This is a genomic window from Lysobacter sp. 22409 (assembly GCF_052045105.1).
Taxonomy (GTDB): Bacteria; Pseudomonadota; Gammaproteobacteria; order Xanthomonadales; family Xanthomonadaceae; genus Lysobacter; species Lysobacter antibioticus_B.
Genome location: NZ_JBQEOE010000063.1, coordinates 1 through 18807, shown reverse-complemented (window position 1 = coordinate 18807; position 18807 = coordinate 1). Strand labels below are relative to the sequence as shown.

13 protein-coding genes and 1 tRNA gene are annotated in these 18807 nt (G+C 64.3%); all 14 read right to left on the bottom strand.

The annotated features are described in order from the left end of the window. Nucleotides 1–1118: elongation factor Tu (gene tuf, locus ACTJJK_RS21790; protein WP_440730920.1), on the bottom strand; the 1118-nt coding region annotated here is incomplete at its 3' end. 73 nt (nucleotides 1119–1191) lie between these two features. Further along, on the bottom strand, nucleotides 1192–3309 hold the full coding sequence (fusA, locus tag ACTJJK_RS21785) for an elongation factor G (RefSeq protein ID WP_031373764.1): 2118 nt from the start codon (nucleotides 3307–3309) through the stop codon (nucleotides 1192–1194). A 144-nt stretch (nucleotides 3310–3453) separates the two neighbouring features. Continuing rightward, on the bottom strand, nucleotides 3454–3921 hold the full coding sequence (gene rpsG / locus ACTJJK_RS21780; protein WP_031373763.1) for a 30S ribosomal protein S7: 468 nt from the start codon (nucleotides 3919–3921) through the stop codon (nucleotides 3454–3456). A gap of 86 nt (nucleotides 3922–4007) precedes the next feature. Next, nucleotides 4008–4382 (bottom strand): 30S ribosomal protein S12, encoded by a 375-nt coding sequence (gene rpsL / locus ACTJJK_RS21775; RefSeq protein WP_031373762.1) that lies wholly within the window; start codon nucleotides 4380–4382, stop codon nucleotides 4008–4010. Nucleotides 4383–4689: 307 nt separating this feature from the next. Continuing rightward, a complete protein-coding gene (gene rpoC, locus ACTJJK_RS21770; protein ID WP_031373761.1) occupies nucleotides 4690–8931 on the bottom strand; it encodes a DNA-directed RNA polymerase subunit beta' in 4242 nt (1413 codons plus the stop codon). Nucleotides 8932–9042: 111 nt separating this feature from the next. Beyond that, the gene (gene rpoB / locus ACTJJK_RS21765; protein ID WP_031373760.1) at nucleotides 9043–13206 is read right to left on the bottom strand and encodes a DNA-directed RNA polymerase subunit beta; all 4164 of its coding nucleotides are present in this window, start codon (nucleotides 13204–13206) and stop codon (nucleotides 9043–9045) included. Nucleotides 13207–13480: 274 nt separating this feature from the next. Continuing rightward, the gene (rplL, locus tag ACTJJK_RS21760) at nucleotides 13481–13852 is read right to left on the bottom strand and encodes a 50S ribosomal protein L7/L12 (protein ID WP_057918903.1); all 372 of its coding nucleotides are present in this window, start codon (nucleotides 13850–13852) and stop codon (nucleotides 13481–13483) included. Nucleotides 13853–13923: 71 nt separating this feature from the next. Then, nucleotides 13924–14457, bottom strand: a complete 534-nt coding sequence (gene rplJ, locus ACTJJK_RS21755) for a 50S ribosomal protein L10 (RefSeq protein ID WP_031373758.1) — start codon at nucleotides 14455–14457, stop codon at nucleotides 13924–13926. Nucleotides 14458–14946: 489 nt separating this feature from the next. Further along, complete coding sequence (rplA, locus tag ACTJJK_RS21750) at nucleotides 14947–15645, bottom strand: 50S ribosomal protein L1 (RefSeq protein ID WP_031373757.1); 699 nt, start codon at nucleotides 15643–15645, stop codon at nucleotides 14947–14949. Nucleotides 15646–15647: 2 nt separating this feature from the next. After that, nucleotides 15648–16076: a 50S ribosomal protein L11 gene (gene rplK, locus ACTJJK_RS21745; protein WP_031373756.1), complete on the bottom strand. Its 429-nt coding sequence runs from the start codon at nucleotides 16074–16076 to the stop codon at nucleotides 15648–15650. A 248-nt stretch (nucleotides 16077–16324) separates the two neighbouring features. Continuing rightward, nucleotides 16325–16900, bottom strand: a complete 576-nt coding sequence (gene nusG, locus ACTJJK_RS21740; RefSeq protein ID WP_031373755.1) for a transcription termination/antitermination protein NusG — start codon at nucleotides 16898–16900, stop codon at nucleotides 16325–16327. 13 nt (nucleotides 16901–16913) lie between these two features. Then, nucleotides 16914–17291 carry a preprotein translocase subunit SecE gene (gene secE, locus ACTJJK_RS21735; RefSeq protein ID WP_057918904.1) on the bottom strand — a complete coding sequence of 126 codons (378 nt, stop codon included), beginning with the start codon at nucleotides 17289–17291 and terminating at the stop codon, nucleotides 16914–16916. Nucleotides 17292–17387: 96 nt separating this feature from the next. After that, a tRNA-Trp gene (locus tag ACTJJK_RS21730) sits at nucleotides 17388–17463 on the bottom strand. Between the two features lie 151 nt (nucleotides 17464–17614). Then, on the bottom strand, nucleotides 17615–18805 hold the full coding sequence (gene tuf, locus ACTJJK_RS21725; protein WP_031373753.1) for an elongation factor Tu: 1191 nt from the start codon (nucleotides 18803–18805) through the stop codon (nucleotides 17615–17617). Between the last annotated feature and the right edge of the window lie 2 nt (nucleotides 18806–18807).

The following is an 18807-nucleotide window of genomic DNA, read 5'->3' as shown; positions in this document are numbered from 1 at the left end:
TCGTCCATCGCCACCGGGTTGATCAGCGTGACGACCATCTTCACGTTGTCGCCCGGCATCACCATCTCGACGCCCTCCGGCAGCTCGCAAGCGCCGGTGATGTCGGTGGTGCGGAAGTAGAACTGCGGACGGTAGCCCTTGAAGAACGGGGTGTGACGGCCGCCTTCGTCCTTCGACAGCACATAGACTTCGGCTTCGAAGTCGGTGTGCGGCTTGATCGAACCCGGCTTGCACAGCACCTGGCCGCGCTCGACGTCGTCGCGCTTGGTGCCGCGCAGCAGCAGACCGGCGTTGTCGCCCGCCTGACCCTGGTCGAGCAGCTTGCGGAACATTTCCACGCCCGTGACCGTCGTCTTCTGGGTCGGACGGATACCGACGATTTCGATTTCGTCACCGACCTTCACGATGCCGCGCTCGATACGGCCGGTCACCACGGTGCCGCGGCCCGAGATCGAGAACACGTCTTCCACCGGCATCAGGAACGGCTTGTCGACGTCGCGCTCCGGCTGCGGGATGAAGCTGTCCAGCGCTTCGACCAGACGCAGGATCGACGGCACGCCGATTTCGCTCTGATCGCCTTCCAGCGCCAGACGGGCCGAGCCGTGGATGATCGGGGTGTCGTCGCCCGGGAACTCGTACTTGCTCAGCAGCTCGCGCACTTCCATCTCGACCAGCTCGAGCAGCTCGGCGTCGTCCACCATGTCGGCCTTGTTCAGGAACACGACGATGTACGGCACGCCGACCTGGCGCGACAGCAGGATGTGTTCGCGGGTCTGCGGCATCGGGCCGTCAGCGGCCGAGCACACCAGGATCGCGCCGTCCATCTGCGCCGCGCCCGTGATCATGTTCTTCACGTAGTCGGCGTGGCCCGGGCAGTCGACGTGCGCGTAGTGACGCGTCGCCGATTCGTATTCCACGTGCGCCGTCGAGATCGTGATGCCGCGCGCCTTTTCTTCCGGCGCCGCGTCGATCGCGTCGTATGCCTTGAACTCGCCACCGAAACGCTCGGCGCCCACCTTCGTCAGCGCCGCCGTCAGCGTCGTCTTGCCGTGGTCAACGTGGCCGATCGTGCCGACGTTCACGTGCGGCTTGGTGCGCTCGAATTTACCCTTAGCCATGGTTGTCTCTCTTTAAGGAATTACTTGTTGATTGCTTGAACGTGAGCCGGCCGGCAGGCCGGCTCACTTACGATCAGGACTTCTTGATCACTGCGTCGGCGATGTTGTTCGGCGCTTCGGCGTAGTGGTCGAATTCCATCGTGAAGGTCGCGCGGCCCTGGGTCAGCGAACGAATGGTCGTCGCGTAACCGAACATTTCGCCCAGCGGCACCATCGCGTTGATGGTCTTGCCCGACGGCGTGTCGTCCTGGCCCTGCAGCAGGCCGCGACGACGGCTCAGGTCGCCCATCACGTCGCCGACGTACTCTTCCGGCGTCACGACTTCGACCTTCATCATCGGCTCCAGCAGGACCGGATCCGCCTTGCGGAAGCCTTCCTTGAACGCCATCGACGAAGCGAGCTTGAACGCCATTTCCGACGAGTCGACGTCGTGGTACGAACCGAACACGAGCTTGACCTTGACGCCGACGACCGGGAAGCCGGCCAGCGGACCGCTGGTGATGGTCTCGCGCAGGCCCTTCTCGACGGCCGGGATGAATTCCTTCGGAATCACGCCGCCGGTGATGTCGTTGATGAACAGGAAATCGTTCTCGACGTCTTCGTGCGCGCGATCTTTCTCGTTCATCGGCGACAGCTCGATCACGACGTGACCGTACTGACCCTTACCGCCGGACTGCTTGGCGTGCTTGTAGTCCGACTTGACGTCCGACTTGCGGATGGTCTCGCGGTAAGCGACCTGCGGCTTGCCGACGTTGGCTTCGACGTTGAACTCGCGCTTCATGCGGTCGACGAGGATGTCCAGGTGCAGCTCGCCCATGCCGGCGATGATGGTCTGGCCCGATTCTTCGTCGGTACGCACGCGGAACGAAGGATCTTCCTGCGCCAGGCGGCCCAGGGCGATACCCATCTTTTCCTGGTCCGACTTGGTCTTCGGTTCGACCGCCATCGAGATGACGGGCTCCGGGAAGATCATGCGCTCGAGGGTGATGATGTGATCCTGCGCGCACAGCGTGTCGCCGGTGGTCACGTCCTTCAGGCCGACCGCTGCGGCGATGTCGCCGGCGCGGACTTCCTTGATTTCGTCGCGCTGGTTGGCGTGCATCTGCAGGATGCGGCCGACGCGTTCCTTCTTCGACTTGACCGGGTTGTACACCTGGTCGCCCGAATTCAGCACGCCCGAATAGACGCGGAAGAAGGTCAGCGAACCCACGAACGGGTCGGTCATGATCTTGAACGCCAGCGCCGAGAACGGTTCGGTGTCGGACGCCTTGCGGGTGTCTTCCTTCTCGTCCTCGTCGATGCCGGCGACCGGCGGACGGTCGGACGGCGACGGCAGCAGGTTGATCACGCCGTCGAGCATGGCCTGCACGCCCTTGTTCTTGAACGCCGAGCCACAGAACACCGGCACGATCTCGACGCGCAGGGTGCGCGCGCGCAGACCGGCGACGATCTCTTCTTCGCTCAGCTCGCCCTCGTTGAGGTACTTGTCCATGAGCTCTTCCGAGGCTTCCGCCGCGGCTTCGACCATGAACGCGCGAGCCGCTTCGGCGGTGGCCTGCAGATCGGCCGGCACGTCGCGGTATTCGAACTTGGTGCCCTGCGAAGCGACATCCCAGTGGATGGCCTTCATCTTGAGCAGGTCGACCACGCCCTCGAAGCCTTCTTCGGCGCCGATCGGCACCTGCATCGGCACGGCGTAGGCGCCCAGACGGGCCTTCAGCTGCTCGACGACCTTGTCGAAGTTGGCACCGGTACGGTCCATCTTGTTGACGAAGGCCATGCGCGGCACGGAGTACTTGTTGGCCTGGCGCCACACGGTCTCGGACTGCGGTTGCACGCCGCCGACCGCGCACAGCACGAACACCGCGCCGTCGAGGACGCGCAGCGAGCGCTCCACTTCGATAGTGAAGTCGACGTGTCCGGGGGTATCGATGATGTTGAAACGGTGCTCGGGCAGGGACTTGTCCATGCCCTTCCAGAACGCGGTCGTCGCTGCCGACGTGATGGTGATGCCGCGTTCCTGCTCCTGCTCCATCCAGTCCATCGTCGCGGCACCTTCGTGCACTTCGCCGATCTTGTGGCTGACGCCGGTGTAGAAAAGGATGCGCTCGGACGTCGTGGTTTTACCCGCGTCGATGTGCGCCATGATGCCGAAGTTGCGGTAACGCTCGATGGGAGTGGTGCGAGCCACGGGACCCTCTCGTAATAAGTTTTCGAATTCCAAATGGCCGGACGCCGCCTCGTGGGCGGCCTCCGGTTCGCTAGGCGGCCTTTACGCCGCCGCGGCAACATCTCATGCGGATGTTGCGAAGGCCCTGTTGCCAGGGCGCTCGGATCACCAGCGGTAGTGCGCGAACGCGCGGTTCGCTTCCGCCATACGGTGGGTCTCTTCGCGCTTCTTGATCGCAGCGCCGCGGTTTTCCGAGGCGTCGAGCAGTTCGGCGGCGAGCTTGCGCGGCATGCTGCTCTCGCCGCGCTTGCGCGCCGACTCGATCAGCCAACGCATCGCCAGCGCCATGCGGCGCGACGAACGCACTTCGACCGGCACCTGGTAGGTGGCGCCGCCGACGCGACGCGACTTCACTTCGACCGACGGAGAGACGTTGGTCAGCGCCTTCTCGACCAGCTCGAGAGCATTCGGGCTCTTTTCGCCGATGACGTCCATCGCGCCGTAAACGATCTTCTCGGCGACGGACTTCTTGCCGCTCTGCATGACCATATTGATGAAGCGCGCGATCGTCTCGCTGCCGTGCTTGGGATCGGGCAGAACCGAACGCTGCGGGGTGGAACCTTTACGCGACATGGTGCGTACCTATTCTCGTGATTCTTGGTAGACGTATTTCCGGGACCCGGCGCTTACGCGAAGCGCCAGTCGACGAAACGACGCGCTTAGGACTTCGGACGCTTGGCGCCGTACTTGGAACGGCTCTGGCGACGCTTGGCGACACCGGCGGCGTCGAGCGAGCCGCGCACGGTGTGGTAGCGCACGCCCGGCAGATCCTTGACGCGACCGCCGCGGATCAGGACCACCGAGTGCTCCTGCAGGTTGTGGCCTTCGCCGCCGATGTACGAAATGATTTCGTAGCCGTTGGTCAGGCGCACCTTGGCGACCTTGCGCAGAGCCGAGTTCGGCTTCTTCGGGGTCGTGGTGTAAACGCGGGTGCAAACGCCGCGACGCTGCGGGCAATTCGCCAGCGCCGGCGAGGCGCTCTTGTAGGTGGTCGCCTGCCGCGGCTTGCGGACGAGCTGATTGATGGTTGCCATCTAGAACTCTATTGATGAGGGGCCGGGCGGCCGCTTCGTGAGAAACGAACGGCAAGCCGAATACACCCGACCCACCGAGACGAAAAAGTATAGCTCGCGTTTGACGTGGCCGTCAACGCGAGCGACGCGGACGAACGAAATCGGCGCCAGACAGCGCCAATTCCATTCCAACTCCGATTGATCCCGCCCTGCCCTGGGCCGAACACGAGGCGCTCCCTGCGCCTCATTTCGTGATCTGGGACGGCCCGAAGGCCGTCCGAATTACATAGTTTAGCTGTATTTCCGCGCGATTACGAGCCGCAGCGCCTCAGGAGGCGCTGGACTCCTCGCCTGCCGCTTCGGCCACCGGGGCCGCCGGGGCCGGAGCCTCGACCGCCGGGGCCGAGACAGGGCCCGACAGGGCTTCCATTTCCGAGTCGGTCAGACCCGAGGCGTTCTTGCGGCGCTGGGTGTGGTACGCCAGGCCGGTACCGGCCGGGATCAGGCGACCGACGATCACGTTTTCCTTGAGACCGCGCAGGCCGTCGCGGGTGCCGCGCACGGCAGCCTCGGTCAGCACGCGGGTGGTCTCCTGGAACGAGGCGGCCGAGATGAACGACTCGGTCGCCAGCGAGGCCTTGGTGATGCCGAGCAGGACCGGGTCGTACTTCGACGGGATCTCGTTGCGGGCCAGCAGGCGGGCGTTCTCTTCGACGAAGCGCTGACGCTCGATCTGCTCGCCGTGCAGGAACTTGCTGTCGCCCTGGTCGGTGATCTCGACCTTGCGCAGCATCTGGCGAACGATCACCTCGATGTGCTTGTCGTTGATCTTCACGCCCTGCAGGCGGTAGACGTCCTGGATTTCCTTGGTCAGGTACACGGCCAGCGGTTCGACGCCCAACAGACGCAGGATGTCCTGCGGGCTCGGCTCGCCGTCCACCACGGTCTCGCCCTTCTCCACGTGCTCGCCTTCGAACACGATGATCTGGCGGTACTTCGGGATCAGCTCTTCGTGCTCTTCACCGTCGGCCTGCTTGATGATCAGGCGCTGCTTGCCCTTGGTGTCCTTGCCGAAGCTGACGATACCCGAGACTTCGGCGAGGATCGCCGGGTCCTTGGGCTTGCGCGCTTCGAACAAGTCGGCCACGCGCGGCAGACCACCGGTGATGTCGCGGGTCTTCGAGGCTTCCTGCGGGATCTTGGCGACCACGTCGCCCACGCCGACCGGCGCACCGTCCTGCAGGTTGACGATCGAGCGCGGCGGCAGCAGGTACTGCGCCGGCAAGTCGGTGTTCGGGATCTGCAGATCCTTGCCGTTCTTGTCGACGATGCGCACGATCGGGCGCAGGTCCTTGCCCATCGAGCCGCGACGCTTCGGATCGGTGATCTCGCGCGAAGCCAGGCCGGTCAGTTCGTCGGTCTTCTCGATCACGGTCACGCCGTCGACGAAGTCGATGAAGCGGATGAAACCGGCGACTTCCGAAACGATCGGGTGGTTATGCGGATCCCAGTTGGCGACGGTCTGGCCGGCCTTGATCTCGGCGCCGTCCTTGACCGCGACGGTCGCGCCGTACGGCAGCTTGTAGCGCTCGCGCTCGCGGCCGTGCGGGTCGAGGACCGACAGTTCGCCCGAACGCGACACCGCGACCAGGTGGCCGTTGGCGTGAGCGACGTGCTTGAGGTTGTTGAACTTGATCGAACCGGTGGTCTTGACCGTGACGTTGTCGATGGCGGCGGCACGCGAAGCCGCACCACCGATGTGGAACGTACGCATGGTCAGCTGCGTGCCGGGTTCGCCGATCGACTGAGCGGCGACGACGCCGACCGCTTCGCCGTGGTTGACCAGGTGACCGCGGCCCAGGTCGCGGCCGTAGCAGTGGGCGCACACGCCGAAGCTGCTTTCGCAGGTGATGGTCGAACGCACCTTGATCGACTGGACGCTGGCGTCCTCGAGCTTCTGCACCCAGGCTTCGTCGAGCAGGGTGTTGCGGGTGACGATCGGATCCTCGTCGTTGCCCGGCAGGAACACGTCCTCGGCCACGACGCGGCCCAGCACGCGGTCGCGCAGCGGTTCGACGACGTCGCCGCCTTCGACGATCGGGGTCATGGTCAGACCGCCGAGCGTGCCGCAATCGGTTTCGGTGATGACCACGTCCTGCGCCACGTCGACCAGACGACGGGTCAGGTAACCCGAGTTCGCCGTCTTCAACGCGGTATCGGCCAGACCCTTACGGGCACCGTGGGTCGAGATGAAGTACTGGAGAACGTTCAGGCCTTCGCGGAAGTTCGCGGTGATCGGCGTCTCGATGATCGAGCCGTCGGGACGCGCCATCAGGCCGCGCATACCGGCCAGCTGACGGATCTGGGCCTGCGAACCGCGGGCGCCGGAGTCGGCCATGATGTAGATCGAGTTCATCGACTTCTGCGGAACGCGCTTGCCTTCGGCGTTTTCCACGGTGTCGGTGCCGATCGCGTCCATCATCGCCTTGGCCACGCGCTCGTTCGTGCGCGACCAGATGTCGACGACCTTGTTGTAGCGCTCGCCGGCGGTGACCAGACCGGACTGGTACTGCTGCTGGATTTCCAGCACTTCGGTCTCGGCCTCGGCCAGGATGCCCTTCTTCTCGCCCGGGATGATCATGTCGTCGATGCCGATCGAGACGCCGGCGCGGGTCGCGTAAGCGAAGCCGGTGTACATCAGCTTGTCGGCGAACACGACCGTGTCCTTCAGGCCGAGCATGCGGTAGCACGAGTTGATCAGGCGGCTGATGTTCTTCTTGGTCAGCTCGGTGTTGGCCAGCGCGTACGGCAGGCCGTCCGGCAGGATCTCGCGCAGCAGGGCGCGGCCGACGGTGGTGTCGACGATCGAGGTCTTGGGCTCGCGGGTGCCGTCCTCGTTGATCACGATCTCGCTGATGCGGACCTTGACCTTGGCGTGGATCTGCACGACGCGGTTGTCGTAGGCGCGCTTGACTTCGGCCACGTTGGCGAACGCCATGCCCTCGCCCGCCTTGTTCTCCAGGGCGCGGGTCATGTAGTACAGGCCGAGCACGACGTCCTGCGACGGCACGATGATCGGCTCGCCGTTGGCCGGCGACAGGATGTTGTTGGACGCCATCATCAACGCGCGCGCTTCCAGCTGGGCTTCCAGCGAGAGCGGCACGTGGACGGCCATCTGGTCGCCGTCGAAGTCGGCGTTGAACGCGGTGCAGACCAGCGGGTGCAGCTGGATCGCCTTGCCTTCGATCAACACCGGCTCGAACGCCTGGATGCCGAGACGGTGCAGGGTCGGAGCGCGGTTCAACAGCACCGGATGCTCGCGGATCACCTCTTCGAGGATGTCCCACACCTCGGCCTCTTCACGCTCGACCAGCTTCTTGGCGGCCTTGATCGTGGTGGCCAGGCCGCGACGCTGCAGCTTGGCGAAGATGAAGGGCTTGAACAGCTCCAGCGCCATCTTCTTCGGCAGGCCGCACTCGTGCAGACGCAGGGTCGGGCCGACCACGATGACCGAACGGCCCGAGTAGTCGACGCGCTTGCCCAGCAGGTTCTGACGGAAACGGCCCTGCTTGCCCTTGATCATGTCGGCGAGCGACTTGAGCGGGCGCTTGTTGGTGCCGGTGATGGCGCGGCCGCGACGGCCGTTGTCCATCAGGGCGTCGACCGACTCCTGCAGCATGCGCTTCTCGTTGCGCACGATGATGTCGGGCGCATTGAGTTCGAGCAGGCGGCGCAGGCGGTTGTTGCGGTTGATGACGCGACGGTACAGATCGTTCAGGTCGGAGGTCGCGAAGCGGCCGCCGTCCAGCGGCACCAGTGGACGCAGGTCCGGCGGCAGCACCGGCAGCACGGTCATGACCATCCACTCCGGACGGTTGCCGGATTCGAGGAAGGCTTCGACCAGCTTGATGCGCTTGGTGAGGCGCTTGAGCTTGGTTTCGCTGTTGGTCGAGGCGATCTCTTCGCGCAGCTGCAGCATTTCGGCCTGCAGGTCGATCGTGCGCAGCAGGTCGTACACGGCCTCGGCGCCCATCGCGGCTTCGAAGTCGTCGCCGTGCTCCTGACGCGCGGTCAGGTACTGCTCTTCGGTCAGCAGGTTGCCGCGTTCCATCGGGGTCAGGCCCGGCTCGGTCACGACGTAGGCTTCGAAGTACAGGATGCGCTCGATGTCGCGCAGGGTCATGTCGAGCATCAAGCCGATGCGCGAGGGCAGCGACTTCAGGAACCAGATGTGCGCGACCGGCGAAGCGAGGTCGATGTGGCCCATGCGCTCGCGGCGCACCTTGGCCAGGGTCACTTCGGTGCCGCACTTCTCGCAGACCACGCCGCGGTGCTTCATGCGCTTGTACTTACCGCACAGGCACTCGTAGTCCTTGATCGGTCCGAAGATGGCGGCGCAGAACAGACCGTCGCGTTCGGGCTTGAAGGTACGGTAGTTGATGGTTTCCGGCTTCTTCACTTCGCCGAACGACCACGAACGGATCAGGTCGGGCGACGCCAGCGCGATCTTGATCGCGTCGAAGTCCAGCGCGGGACGCTGCTGGTTGAAGAGATTGAGCAAGTCTTTCATGGGTTTCTCCGGGAATCGGGAATCGAGAATTGGGAGTCGTCAGATCGGGCTTCGGGACGGGGACGGAACGCTTTCGCGATTCCCTCCCGCATTCCCGACTCCCGGCGGTCCTCAGTTCTCTTCCAGCTCCATGTTGATCGCGAGCGAGCGGATTTCCTTCACGAGCACGTTGAAGGACTCCGGCATGCCGGCGACCATCTCGTACTCGCCGTCGACGATGTTCTTGTACATCTGGTTGCGGCCCTGCACGTCGTCGGACTTCACCGTGAGCATTTCCTGCAGGGTGTAGGCCGCGCCGTAGGCTTCCAGCGCCCAGACTTCCATTTCGCCGAAACGCTGGCCGCCGAACTGCGCCTTGCCGCCCAGCGGCTGCTGGGTGACGAGCGAGTACGGACCGGTCGAACGCGCGTGCATCTTGTCGTCGACGAGGTGGTTCAGCTTCAGCATGTGCATGTAGCCGATCGTGACCGGACGCTCGAACGCCTCGCCGGTGCGGCCGTCGTGCAGGATCGTCTGACCGCTGCTCGGCAGCTCGGCCAGCTCGAGCATGCGCTTGATCTCGAACTCTGCCGCGCCGTCGAACACCGGCGTCGCCATCGGCACGCCGTCGACCAGGTTGTGCGCCAGGGTCAGCAGCTCTTCGTCGGTGAACTGCTTCAGATCGACGCGCTGACCGTGCAGCTTCTGGTCGTGGTTGTAGATGTCGTCGAGGAACTTGCGCAGTTCGGCGATCTTCTGCTGCGCTTCCAGCATGCGCTGGATCTTCTGGCCCAGGCCCTTGGCGGCCCAGCCCAGATGCACTTCGAGGATCTGGCCGATGTTCATACGCGACGGCACGCCCAACGGGTTCAGCACGATGTCGACGGTCTGGCCGTCGGCTGCGTACGGCATGTCCTCGACCGGCACGATGGTCGACACGACACCCTTGTTGCCGTGACGGCCGGCCATCTTGTCGCCCGGCTGGATGCGGCGCTTAACCGCCAGGAACACCTTGACCATCTTGAGCACGCCCGGCGCGAGGTCGTCGCCCTGGGTGATCTTGCCGCGCTTGTCGGCGAAGCGGCGGTCGAATTCCTTCTGGTGGACGTCGATCTGCTTCTGGGCGCGTTCGATCGCTTCGATCGCTTCCTCGTCCTTCATGCGCAGGGTGAACCAATCGGACTTCTTCAGGCCGTCGAGCACCAGGCTGGTCACCGTGTCGCCCTTCTTCAGGCCGGCGCCGCCGTTGGCGGTCTTGCCGATCAGCTGCGAACGCAGACGGTCGTAGATCGCCGCTTCGAGGATGCGGAACTGGTCGTCGAAGTCCTTCTTGACGCGACGGATTTCCGACTCTTCGATCTGGCGGGCGCGCTTGTCCTTCTCGATGCCGTCGCGGGTGAAGACCTGCACGTCGATGACGGTGCCGTCCATGCCCGGGGGCACGCGCAGCGAGCTGTCCTTAACGTCCGAAGCCTTCTCGCCGAAGATCGCGCGCAGCAGCTTCTCTTCCGGGGTCAGCTGGCTCTCGCCCTTCGGCGTGACCTTGCCGACCAGGATGTCGCCGGCGCGAACTTCGGCGCCGATGTAGACCACGCCCGACTCGTCGAGGCGGTTCAGCGCCTGCTCGGAGACGTTCGGGATGTCGGCGGAGATTTCCTCCGGTCCCAGCTTGGTGTCGCGCGCGACGCAGGTCAGCTCTTCGATGTGGATCGTGGTGTAGCGATCCTCTTCGACCACGCGCTCGGAGAGCAGGATCGAGTCTTCGAAGTTGTAGCCGTTCCACGGCATGAACGCGACCAGCATGTTCTGGCCGAGCGCGAGCTCGCCGATGTCGGTCGAGGGGCCGTCGGCCAGCACGTCGCCGCGGGCGATGACGTCGCCGACCTTGACCAGCGGGCTCTGATTGATACAGGTGTTCTGGTTCGAACGCGTGTACTTGATCAGGTTGTAGATGTCGACGCCGGCATCGGTGACGCCGGAGATTTCCGACTCGTTGACCTTGACCACGATACGGGCCGCATCGATCTGCTCGATCGTGCCGCCGCGCAGCGCATTCACGGTCACGCCCGAGTCGCGCGCCACGGCGCGCTCGATGCCGGTACCGACCAGCGGCTTCTGCGCCTTCAGGGTCGGGACGGCCTGGCGCTGCATGTTCGCGCCCATCAACGCGCGGTTGGCGTCATCGTGCTCGAGGAACGGAACCAGCGCGGCCGCGACCGACACGGTCTGCATCGGCGAGACGTCCATGAAGTGGATCTCGGACGGCGGCTTGAGCAGGGTTTCGCCCTGGTAACGGCATGCGACGAACTGCGAGCTGATCATGCCCTTGTCGTCCTGCGGCGCGTTGGCCTGGGCGATGACGTACTCGTTCTCTTCGATCGCCGAGAGGAACTCGACGTCGTCGGTGACCTTGCCGTCCACGACCTTGCGGTACGGCGTCTCGAGGAAGCCGTACTTGTTGGTGCGGGCGAACACGGCCAGCGAGTTGATCAGGCCGATGTTCGGGCCTTCAGGCGTTTCGATGGTGCAGACGCGGCCGTAATGGGTCGGGTGCACGTCGCGCACTTCGAAGCCGGCGCGCTCGCGGGTCAGGCCGCCCGGGCCGAGGGCCGACACGCGACGCTTGTGCGTGACTTCCGACAGCGGGTTGTTCTGGTCCATGAACTGCGACAGCTGCGAGGAGCCGAAGAACTCCTTGATCGCGGCGGCCACCGGCTTGGCGTTGATCAGTTCCTGCGGCGTAAGGCCTTCGGACTCGGCCATCGACAGGCGTTCCTTGACCGCGCGCTCGACGCGGACCAGGCCGACGCGGAAGGTGTTCTCGGCCATTTCGCCGACCGAACGCACGCGGCGGTTGCCCAGGTGATCGATGTCGTCGACCACGCCGCGGCCGTTGCGGATCTCGGTCAGGACGCGGATGACGTCGAGGATGTCCGAGGTCTTGCCCAGCTCGTTGCGCAGGCGCACGGACTCGTCGTCCTTGCGCTCGGCGAAGTACTTGGCGTCGTACAGCACCGAGGCGCCGAGGGTTTCCTTGCGGCCGATGCGGCGGTTGAACTTCATCCGGCCCACGCCCGACAGGTCGTAGCGCTCGAAGGTGAAGAACAGGTTGTGGAACAGGTTCTGCGCGGCGTCCTTGGTCGGCGGCTCGCCCGGACGCATCATCCGGTAGATTTCGACCAGGGCTTCCAGCTGCGTCTTCGACGGATCGATGCGCAGGGTGTTGGAGATGTATGGACCGCGGTCGAGGTCGTTGACCCAGATCGTGCCGACCGACTCGATGCCGGCCTTGCGGAACGCGGCGAGCTGGTCGTCGCTGATTTCGTCGTTGGCCGAGGCCAGCAGTTCGCCGGAACGGGTGTCGACGACGTCGTGCGACAGGATGCGGCCGACCAGGTAGCTGTCGGGCACGGCCAGCGCGGCGATGCCGGACTGCTCAAGCTGCTTGACGTGGCGCGCGGTGATGCGCTTGCCGGCTTCGACGATGACCTTGTCGCCGTCGGCCAGATCGAAGTCCAGGGTTTCGCCGCGCAGGCGCTCGGAGACCAGCTCCCACTGCACGCCCTCGGACATGATGTGGAAGGTGTTGATCTCGAAGAACTCGGCGAGCATTTCTTCGTTGTTGTAGCCGAGCGCGCGCAGCAGCACGGTGACCGGCAGCTTGCGGCGACGGTCGATACGGGTGAACAGCGCGTCCTTCGGGTCGAACTCGAAGTCGAGCCAGGAACCGCGGTAGGGAATGATGCGGGCGCTGTACAGCAGCTTGCCCGAGCTGTGGGTCTTGCCGCGGTCGTGGTCGAAGAACACGCCGGGCGAACGGTGCAGCTGCGAGACGATGACGCGCTCGGTGCCGTTGACGATGAAGGTGCCGTTGTCGGTCATGAGCGGGATTTCGCCCATGTAGACCTCTTGCTCCTTCACGTACTTGATGGCCTTGGTCGACGACTCGCGGTCGTAGATCACCAGGCGCACGGTCACGCGCAGCGGGGCGCCGTAGGACAGGCCGCGGTTGCGGCACTCGCGCTCATCGAACACCGGGTCGCCGAGCTTGTAGCCGACGTATTCGAGAGCAGCGTTGCCGCTGTAGCTGGAGATCGGGAACACCGACTTCAGGGCGGCGTGCAGGCCGCGATCGGCGCGCTTCGCCGGGTCGGTGTGCTCCTGCAGGAATTCGCGATAGGAATCGACCTGGATCGCGAGCAGGAACGGCACTTCGAGGATGGACTTGCGCTTGCCGAAGTCCTTGCGGATGCGCTTCTTTTCGGTGAACGAATAGTTCGTGGAAGCTGTGGTCATGGTGAGCTACCGCCTCGATTAACTTTAATGGGCCGGGAAAGCCGCCGTGGCGTCCTTCCGGGCAGACCGCGCGTCCGCGGTCCGGGGGAACAAGGGAAAATTGCCAGTGGGAAGTCGCTGGTATTGCCGGCACCAGCACGCCTTCTCCCGCTACTTCCGACTGGTAACTCGGATGACGCCGGGAACATCGGTTCCCGTGGAACGGCCAAAGGCCGGGGACTTTCGTCCCCAGCCTTCAGTGGTCGCCAAAGTGACTCGGCGACGCAAGTACGACTTACTTGACTTCGACAGCTGCACCAGCGGCTTCGAGGTCCTTCTTGAACTTCTCGGCGTCGGCCTTCGAGACGGCTTCCTTGACGGTCTGCGGAGCGCCTTCGACCAGGTCCTTCGCTTCCTTCAGGCCCAGACCGGTGATGGCGCGGACGGCCTTAATGACTTCGACCTTCTTCTCGCCGGCAGCCTTCAGGATGACGTTGAACTCGGTCTGCTCTTCGACCGGAGCAGCGGCTTCGGCGGCAACGCCGGCAACGACCGGAGCAGCGGCGGAAACGCCGAACTTCTCTTCGATCGCGCGGACGAGTTCCATGACTTCCATCAGGCTCTTTTCGGCGATGGCTTCGACGATTTGTTCGTTGGAAAGGGACATTTGAATAACCTCAGGAAATATTGATCTTACGAATCGGATTCAGTGAAGCGGTCGCGAATGCGGGGCGGCGATTACGCCGGTTCCGCTTCGGCCGGAGCTTCGACAGCGACTTCGCCACCGCCCTGCTGGTCGGCCACGGCCTTGACGGCGCGGGCGAACATGCTGGCGGGTTCGGACAGGACGCGGGCCAGCATGGCCAGGGCCTGATCGAGGGTCGGCAGCGAGGCAAGCACGTCGACGTGGCTGGCCGGGTACACCTGGCCTCCCAACGCGACGACCTTGGCCTGCAGCTTGTCGTTACCCTTGGCGAATTCCTTGATCAGACGACCGGCAGCGCCGGGTTCTTCCGTCGAGAACGCATACAGCAACGGACCGACGAGCTTGTCTTGGACGCACTCGTATTCGGTACCGGCAACGGCACGCGAAGCCAGGGTGTTCTTGACGACACGCAAGTACACACCGGTTTCACGAGCCTTCTTGCGCATCGCGGTCATTTGACCGACCGTGATGCCTGCGTACTCGGCAGCAATCAAGGAGTGAGCCTTGGCGGCGACTTCTGCCAGTTCGGCGACTACTTCTTGCTTCTGAGACAGATTAAGAGCCATTGCACTCCTCCAAGGCCGGGATTCGGGATTCGTGAGAGGGAACCGGCGAAGCGGCTTGCGCCTGGCTTCGACCGATCCCCGATCCCGTACTACCCATCCCGGCACTATTAACTCCGCTTACGGCTCCTGCCGCTTGCGGTCCTGGGCGGCGACCGTCCTTGGCGCCGGGGACGCCGAAGGCATCCCGGGTGGTGGCCTTTCCTGAAAATGGTTTCAGGGGCGGCACCATCTACGCCGGCCCGGCTCCGAAGAGTCCGAATTAAGCGATCCCGCTGTACCGACGGCGACTCCTTGCCGTGTCGAGCTTCCCTGCCCGTCGTCGGTATGCGCTGACCGCGCCTGCGGTCTTTGACGGCGATCGCTTCGGGTTGCCCCTGGGCGATAGCCCTCAAAAAGTTAGGAGCGAGGTGAGAGAAGCGAGAAACGAGTGAGAGCGAATGCGGCTTTTCGCTCACTCCTCACTTCTCTTGGCTCACTCCATTGATTCGATTACTTGAGCGACAGCGAGGTCAGATCGACGGTCACGCCCGGACCCATGGTCGAGCTGATCGAGATCTTCTGCAGGTACTGACCCTTGGCGGTCGCCGGCTTGGCCTTGATCAGGTCGAGCAGCAGCGCCTGCAGGTTGTCCTTCAGCGAGGCGTCTTCGAACGAAGCCTTGCCCAGGGTGCAGTGGATGATGCCGGCCTTGTCGGTGCGGTAACGCACCTGGCCGCCCTTGGCGTTCTTGACCGCTTCGGCCGGGTTCGGCGAGACGGTACCGACCTTCGGGTTCGGCATCAGGCCGCGCGGGCCGAGCACCTGGCCCAGCTTACCGACGACGCGCATGGCGTCCGGGGTGGCGATGACGACGTCGTAGTTCAGATCGCCGGCCTGCATCTTCTCGGCCAGGTCGTCCATACCGACGGCTTCGGCGCCGGCGGCCAGGGCCTCGTCGGCCTTCGCGCCGGCCGGGGCGAACACCGCCACGCGCACGGTCTTGCCGGTGCCGGCCGGGAGCACGGTCGAGCCACGGACCTGCTGGTCGGACTTCTTCGCGTCCACGCCCAGGCGCACGGCGACGTCGACGGACTCGACGAACTTGGCCTTGGTCGCGGTCTTCACGATCTTGACCGCTTCTTCGAACGAGTAGGCCTTGCCCGGGACCACGGCTGCCTTGATTGCTTTTTCGCGCTTCGTGATTGCCATGATCAGCCCTCCACCACCAGACCCATGCTGCGGGCCGAACCCGCAATCGTCTTCACTGCCGCTTCCAGGTCGGCCGCGGTCAGATCCGCTTCCTTCGCCTTGGCGATGTCTTCGAGCTGCTTACGGGTGACCTTGCCCACCTTCTCGGTGTTCGGGCGCTTGGAGCCCGACGAGATGCCGGCGGCCTTCTTGAGCAGGACCGAAGCCGGGGTGCTCTTGGTGACGAAGGTGAAGGTACGGTCCGAGTAGGCCGTGATGATGACCGGAGTCGGCAGACCCGGCTCGAGCTTGGAGGTCGCGGCGTTGAACGCCTTGCAGAACTCCATGATGTTCAGGCCGCGCTGACCCAGCGCAGGACCGACCGGCGGCGAGGGGTTGGCCTGACCGGCCTTCACCTGCAGCTTGATGTAACCGACTACTTTCTTTGCCATTGCTCTGCTCTCCGGGTGCTAGCGCCTGGACCTCAGGCTCCCCATCGGGCCGGAAATCGCGCGTTCCGGCATCGCGTTTTGCTTGCGCAGACAGCCGCCCCGGACCTTTTCAGAGGGGGCAGCTGAATGAATGGGCCACCGCATCTAGGCAGTGAGCCGCGCACTATATCAGGTTTTTTGGAATACGACACGACGAGACCCGGCAAGCCGGGCCTCGTTCGATGGGGTCAGCCAGGCCGGGGCCGGGCTCAGGTGGCCTTTTCGACCTGCCCGAATTCCAGCTCGACCGGGGTCGAGCGGCCGAAGATCAGCACTGCAACGCGCAGGCGGCTCTTCTCGTAGTTGATTTCCTCGACCACGCCGTTGAAATCGACGAACGGGCCATCGACCACACGGACCATTTCGCCCGGCTCGAACAGCACCTTCGGACGCGGCTTTTCGACGCCTTCCTGAACGCGCTGCAGGATCCGGTCCGCTTCGCGGTCCTGGATCGGCAAGGGGCGATCGGCGGTGCCGCCGATGAAACCCATGACCTTCGGGGTTTCCTTGATCAGATGCCAGCTTTCGCTGTCGATGCGCGGAATACCGGCTTCGTCGTGCGTGGCGATCTGGACCAGGACATAGCCCGGGAAGAATTTACGTTCGGACCGGCGCTTCTGGCCGGAACGCATTTCGACGACTTCTTCGGTCGGCACCAGGACGTCGCCGAAGCGGTCCTGCATTTCGAAACGGACGATGCGGTCGCGCAGCGCTTGCGCCACGGACTTTTCGAAGCCGGAATACGCATGTACCACGTACCAGCGCTTGTTATCTTGCGAATTCACGTCGGTCGTCTCCTCAACGCGACAGCAGGAACTTGACCGCAGCCTGGATCACATAATCGAAGCCGGACAGGATGAGGCTGAGAATCGCGACCGCGATCATGACCACCCAGGTGGTCTTGAGCGCTTCTTCGCGGGTCGGCCAGACCACCTTGCGCAACTCGAAACGCGATTCCGAGAGGAATTCGCGGGTCTGTGCACCCTTGGTGGAAAACATGAACACCACCGCGCCGGCGAGCAGGCCGGCGACGACCACGCCGCTACGCAGCGGGCCGCTCCAGTTCTCGAACCAGAGGTAGGCGAACACACCGCCCAGCGCAAGCAGCAGCGCCAGCGCGTACTTGGCGATATCACCGGCACCGCCGGATTTATGTTGTTCGGCCTTGCTGTTCATTCTCGGGGCGATTCCCTCGCGAAAGCCCGCCCATCCCTGCGCGGCCCTTTCAATGCATTCCAGTCGCCGGATCGTCCGAGCCGGCTCGGTATCGAGTGGCACGCCAGGAGGGACTCGAACCCCCAACCTGCGGTTTTGGAGACCGCTGCTCTGCCAATTGAGCTACTGGCGTACGTCTTTGAAGTCTTCTGCCCGACTCAGCGCCCGAATCGGGCCCGGGATCGAGCGGATATTCCAAGGTGTACTAAACAACGAAGGCGGACCGGGTTGCCGGCCCGCCGTTCGCGGCTTGCGGCGGCCTTGCGACCGCCGCGATGGTGCGATTACTTGATGATCTTGGCCACGACGCCGGCGCCGACGGTACGGCCGCCTTCGCGGATCGCGAAGCGCAGGCCCTCGTCCATCGCCACCGGGTTGATCAGCGTGACGACCATCTTCACGTTGTCGCCCGGCATCACCATCTCGACGCCCTCCGGCAGCTCGCAAGCGCCGGTGATGTCGGTGGTGCGGAAGTAGAACTGCGGACGGTAGCCCTTGAAGAACGGGGTGTGACGGCCGCCTTCGTCCTTCGACAGCACATAGACTTCGGCTTCGAAGTCGGTGTGCGGCTTGATCGAACCCGGCTTGCACAGCACCTGGCCGCGCTCGACGTCGTCGCGCTTGGTGCCGCGCAGCAGCAGACCGGCGTTGTCGCCCGCCTGACCCTGGTCGAGCAGCTTGCGGAACATTTCCACGCCCGTGACCGTCGTCTTCTGGGTCGGACGGATACCGACGATTTCGATTTCGTCACCGACCTTCACGATGCCGCGCTCGATACGGCCGGTCACCACGGTGCCGCGGCCCGAGATCGAGAACACGTCTTCCACCGGCATCAGGAACGGCTTGTCGACGTCGCGCTCCGGCTGCGGGATGAAGCTGTCCAGCGCTTCGACCAGACGCAGGATCGACGGCACGCCGATTTCGCTCTGATCGCCTTCCAGCGCCAGACGGGCCGAGCCGTGGATGATCGGGGTGTCGTCGCCCGGGAACTCGTACTTGCTCAGCAGCTCGCGCACTTCCATCTCGACCAGCTCGAGCAGCTCGGCGTCGTCCACCATGTCGGCCTTGTTCAGGAACACGACGATGTACGGCACGCCGACCTGGCGCGACAGCAGGATGTGTTCGCGGGTCTGCGGCATCGGGCCGTCAGCGGCCGAGCACACCAGGATCGCGCCGTCCATCTGCGCCGCGCCCGTGATCATGTTCTTCACGTAGTCGGCGTGGCCCGGGCAGTCGACGTGCGCGTAGTGACGCGTCGCCGATTCGTATTCCACGTGCGCCGTCGAGATCGTGATGCCGCGCGCCTTTTCTTCCGGCGCCGCGTCGATCGCGTCGTATGCCTTGAACTCGCCACCGAAACGCTCGGCGCCCACCTTCGTCAGCGCCGCCGTCAGCGTCGTCTTGCCGTGGTCAACGTGGCCGATCGTGCCGACGTTCACGTGCGGCTTGGTGCGCTCGAATTTACCCTTAGCCATGG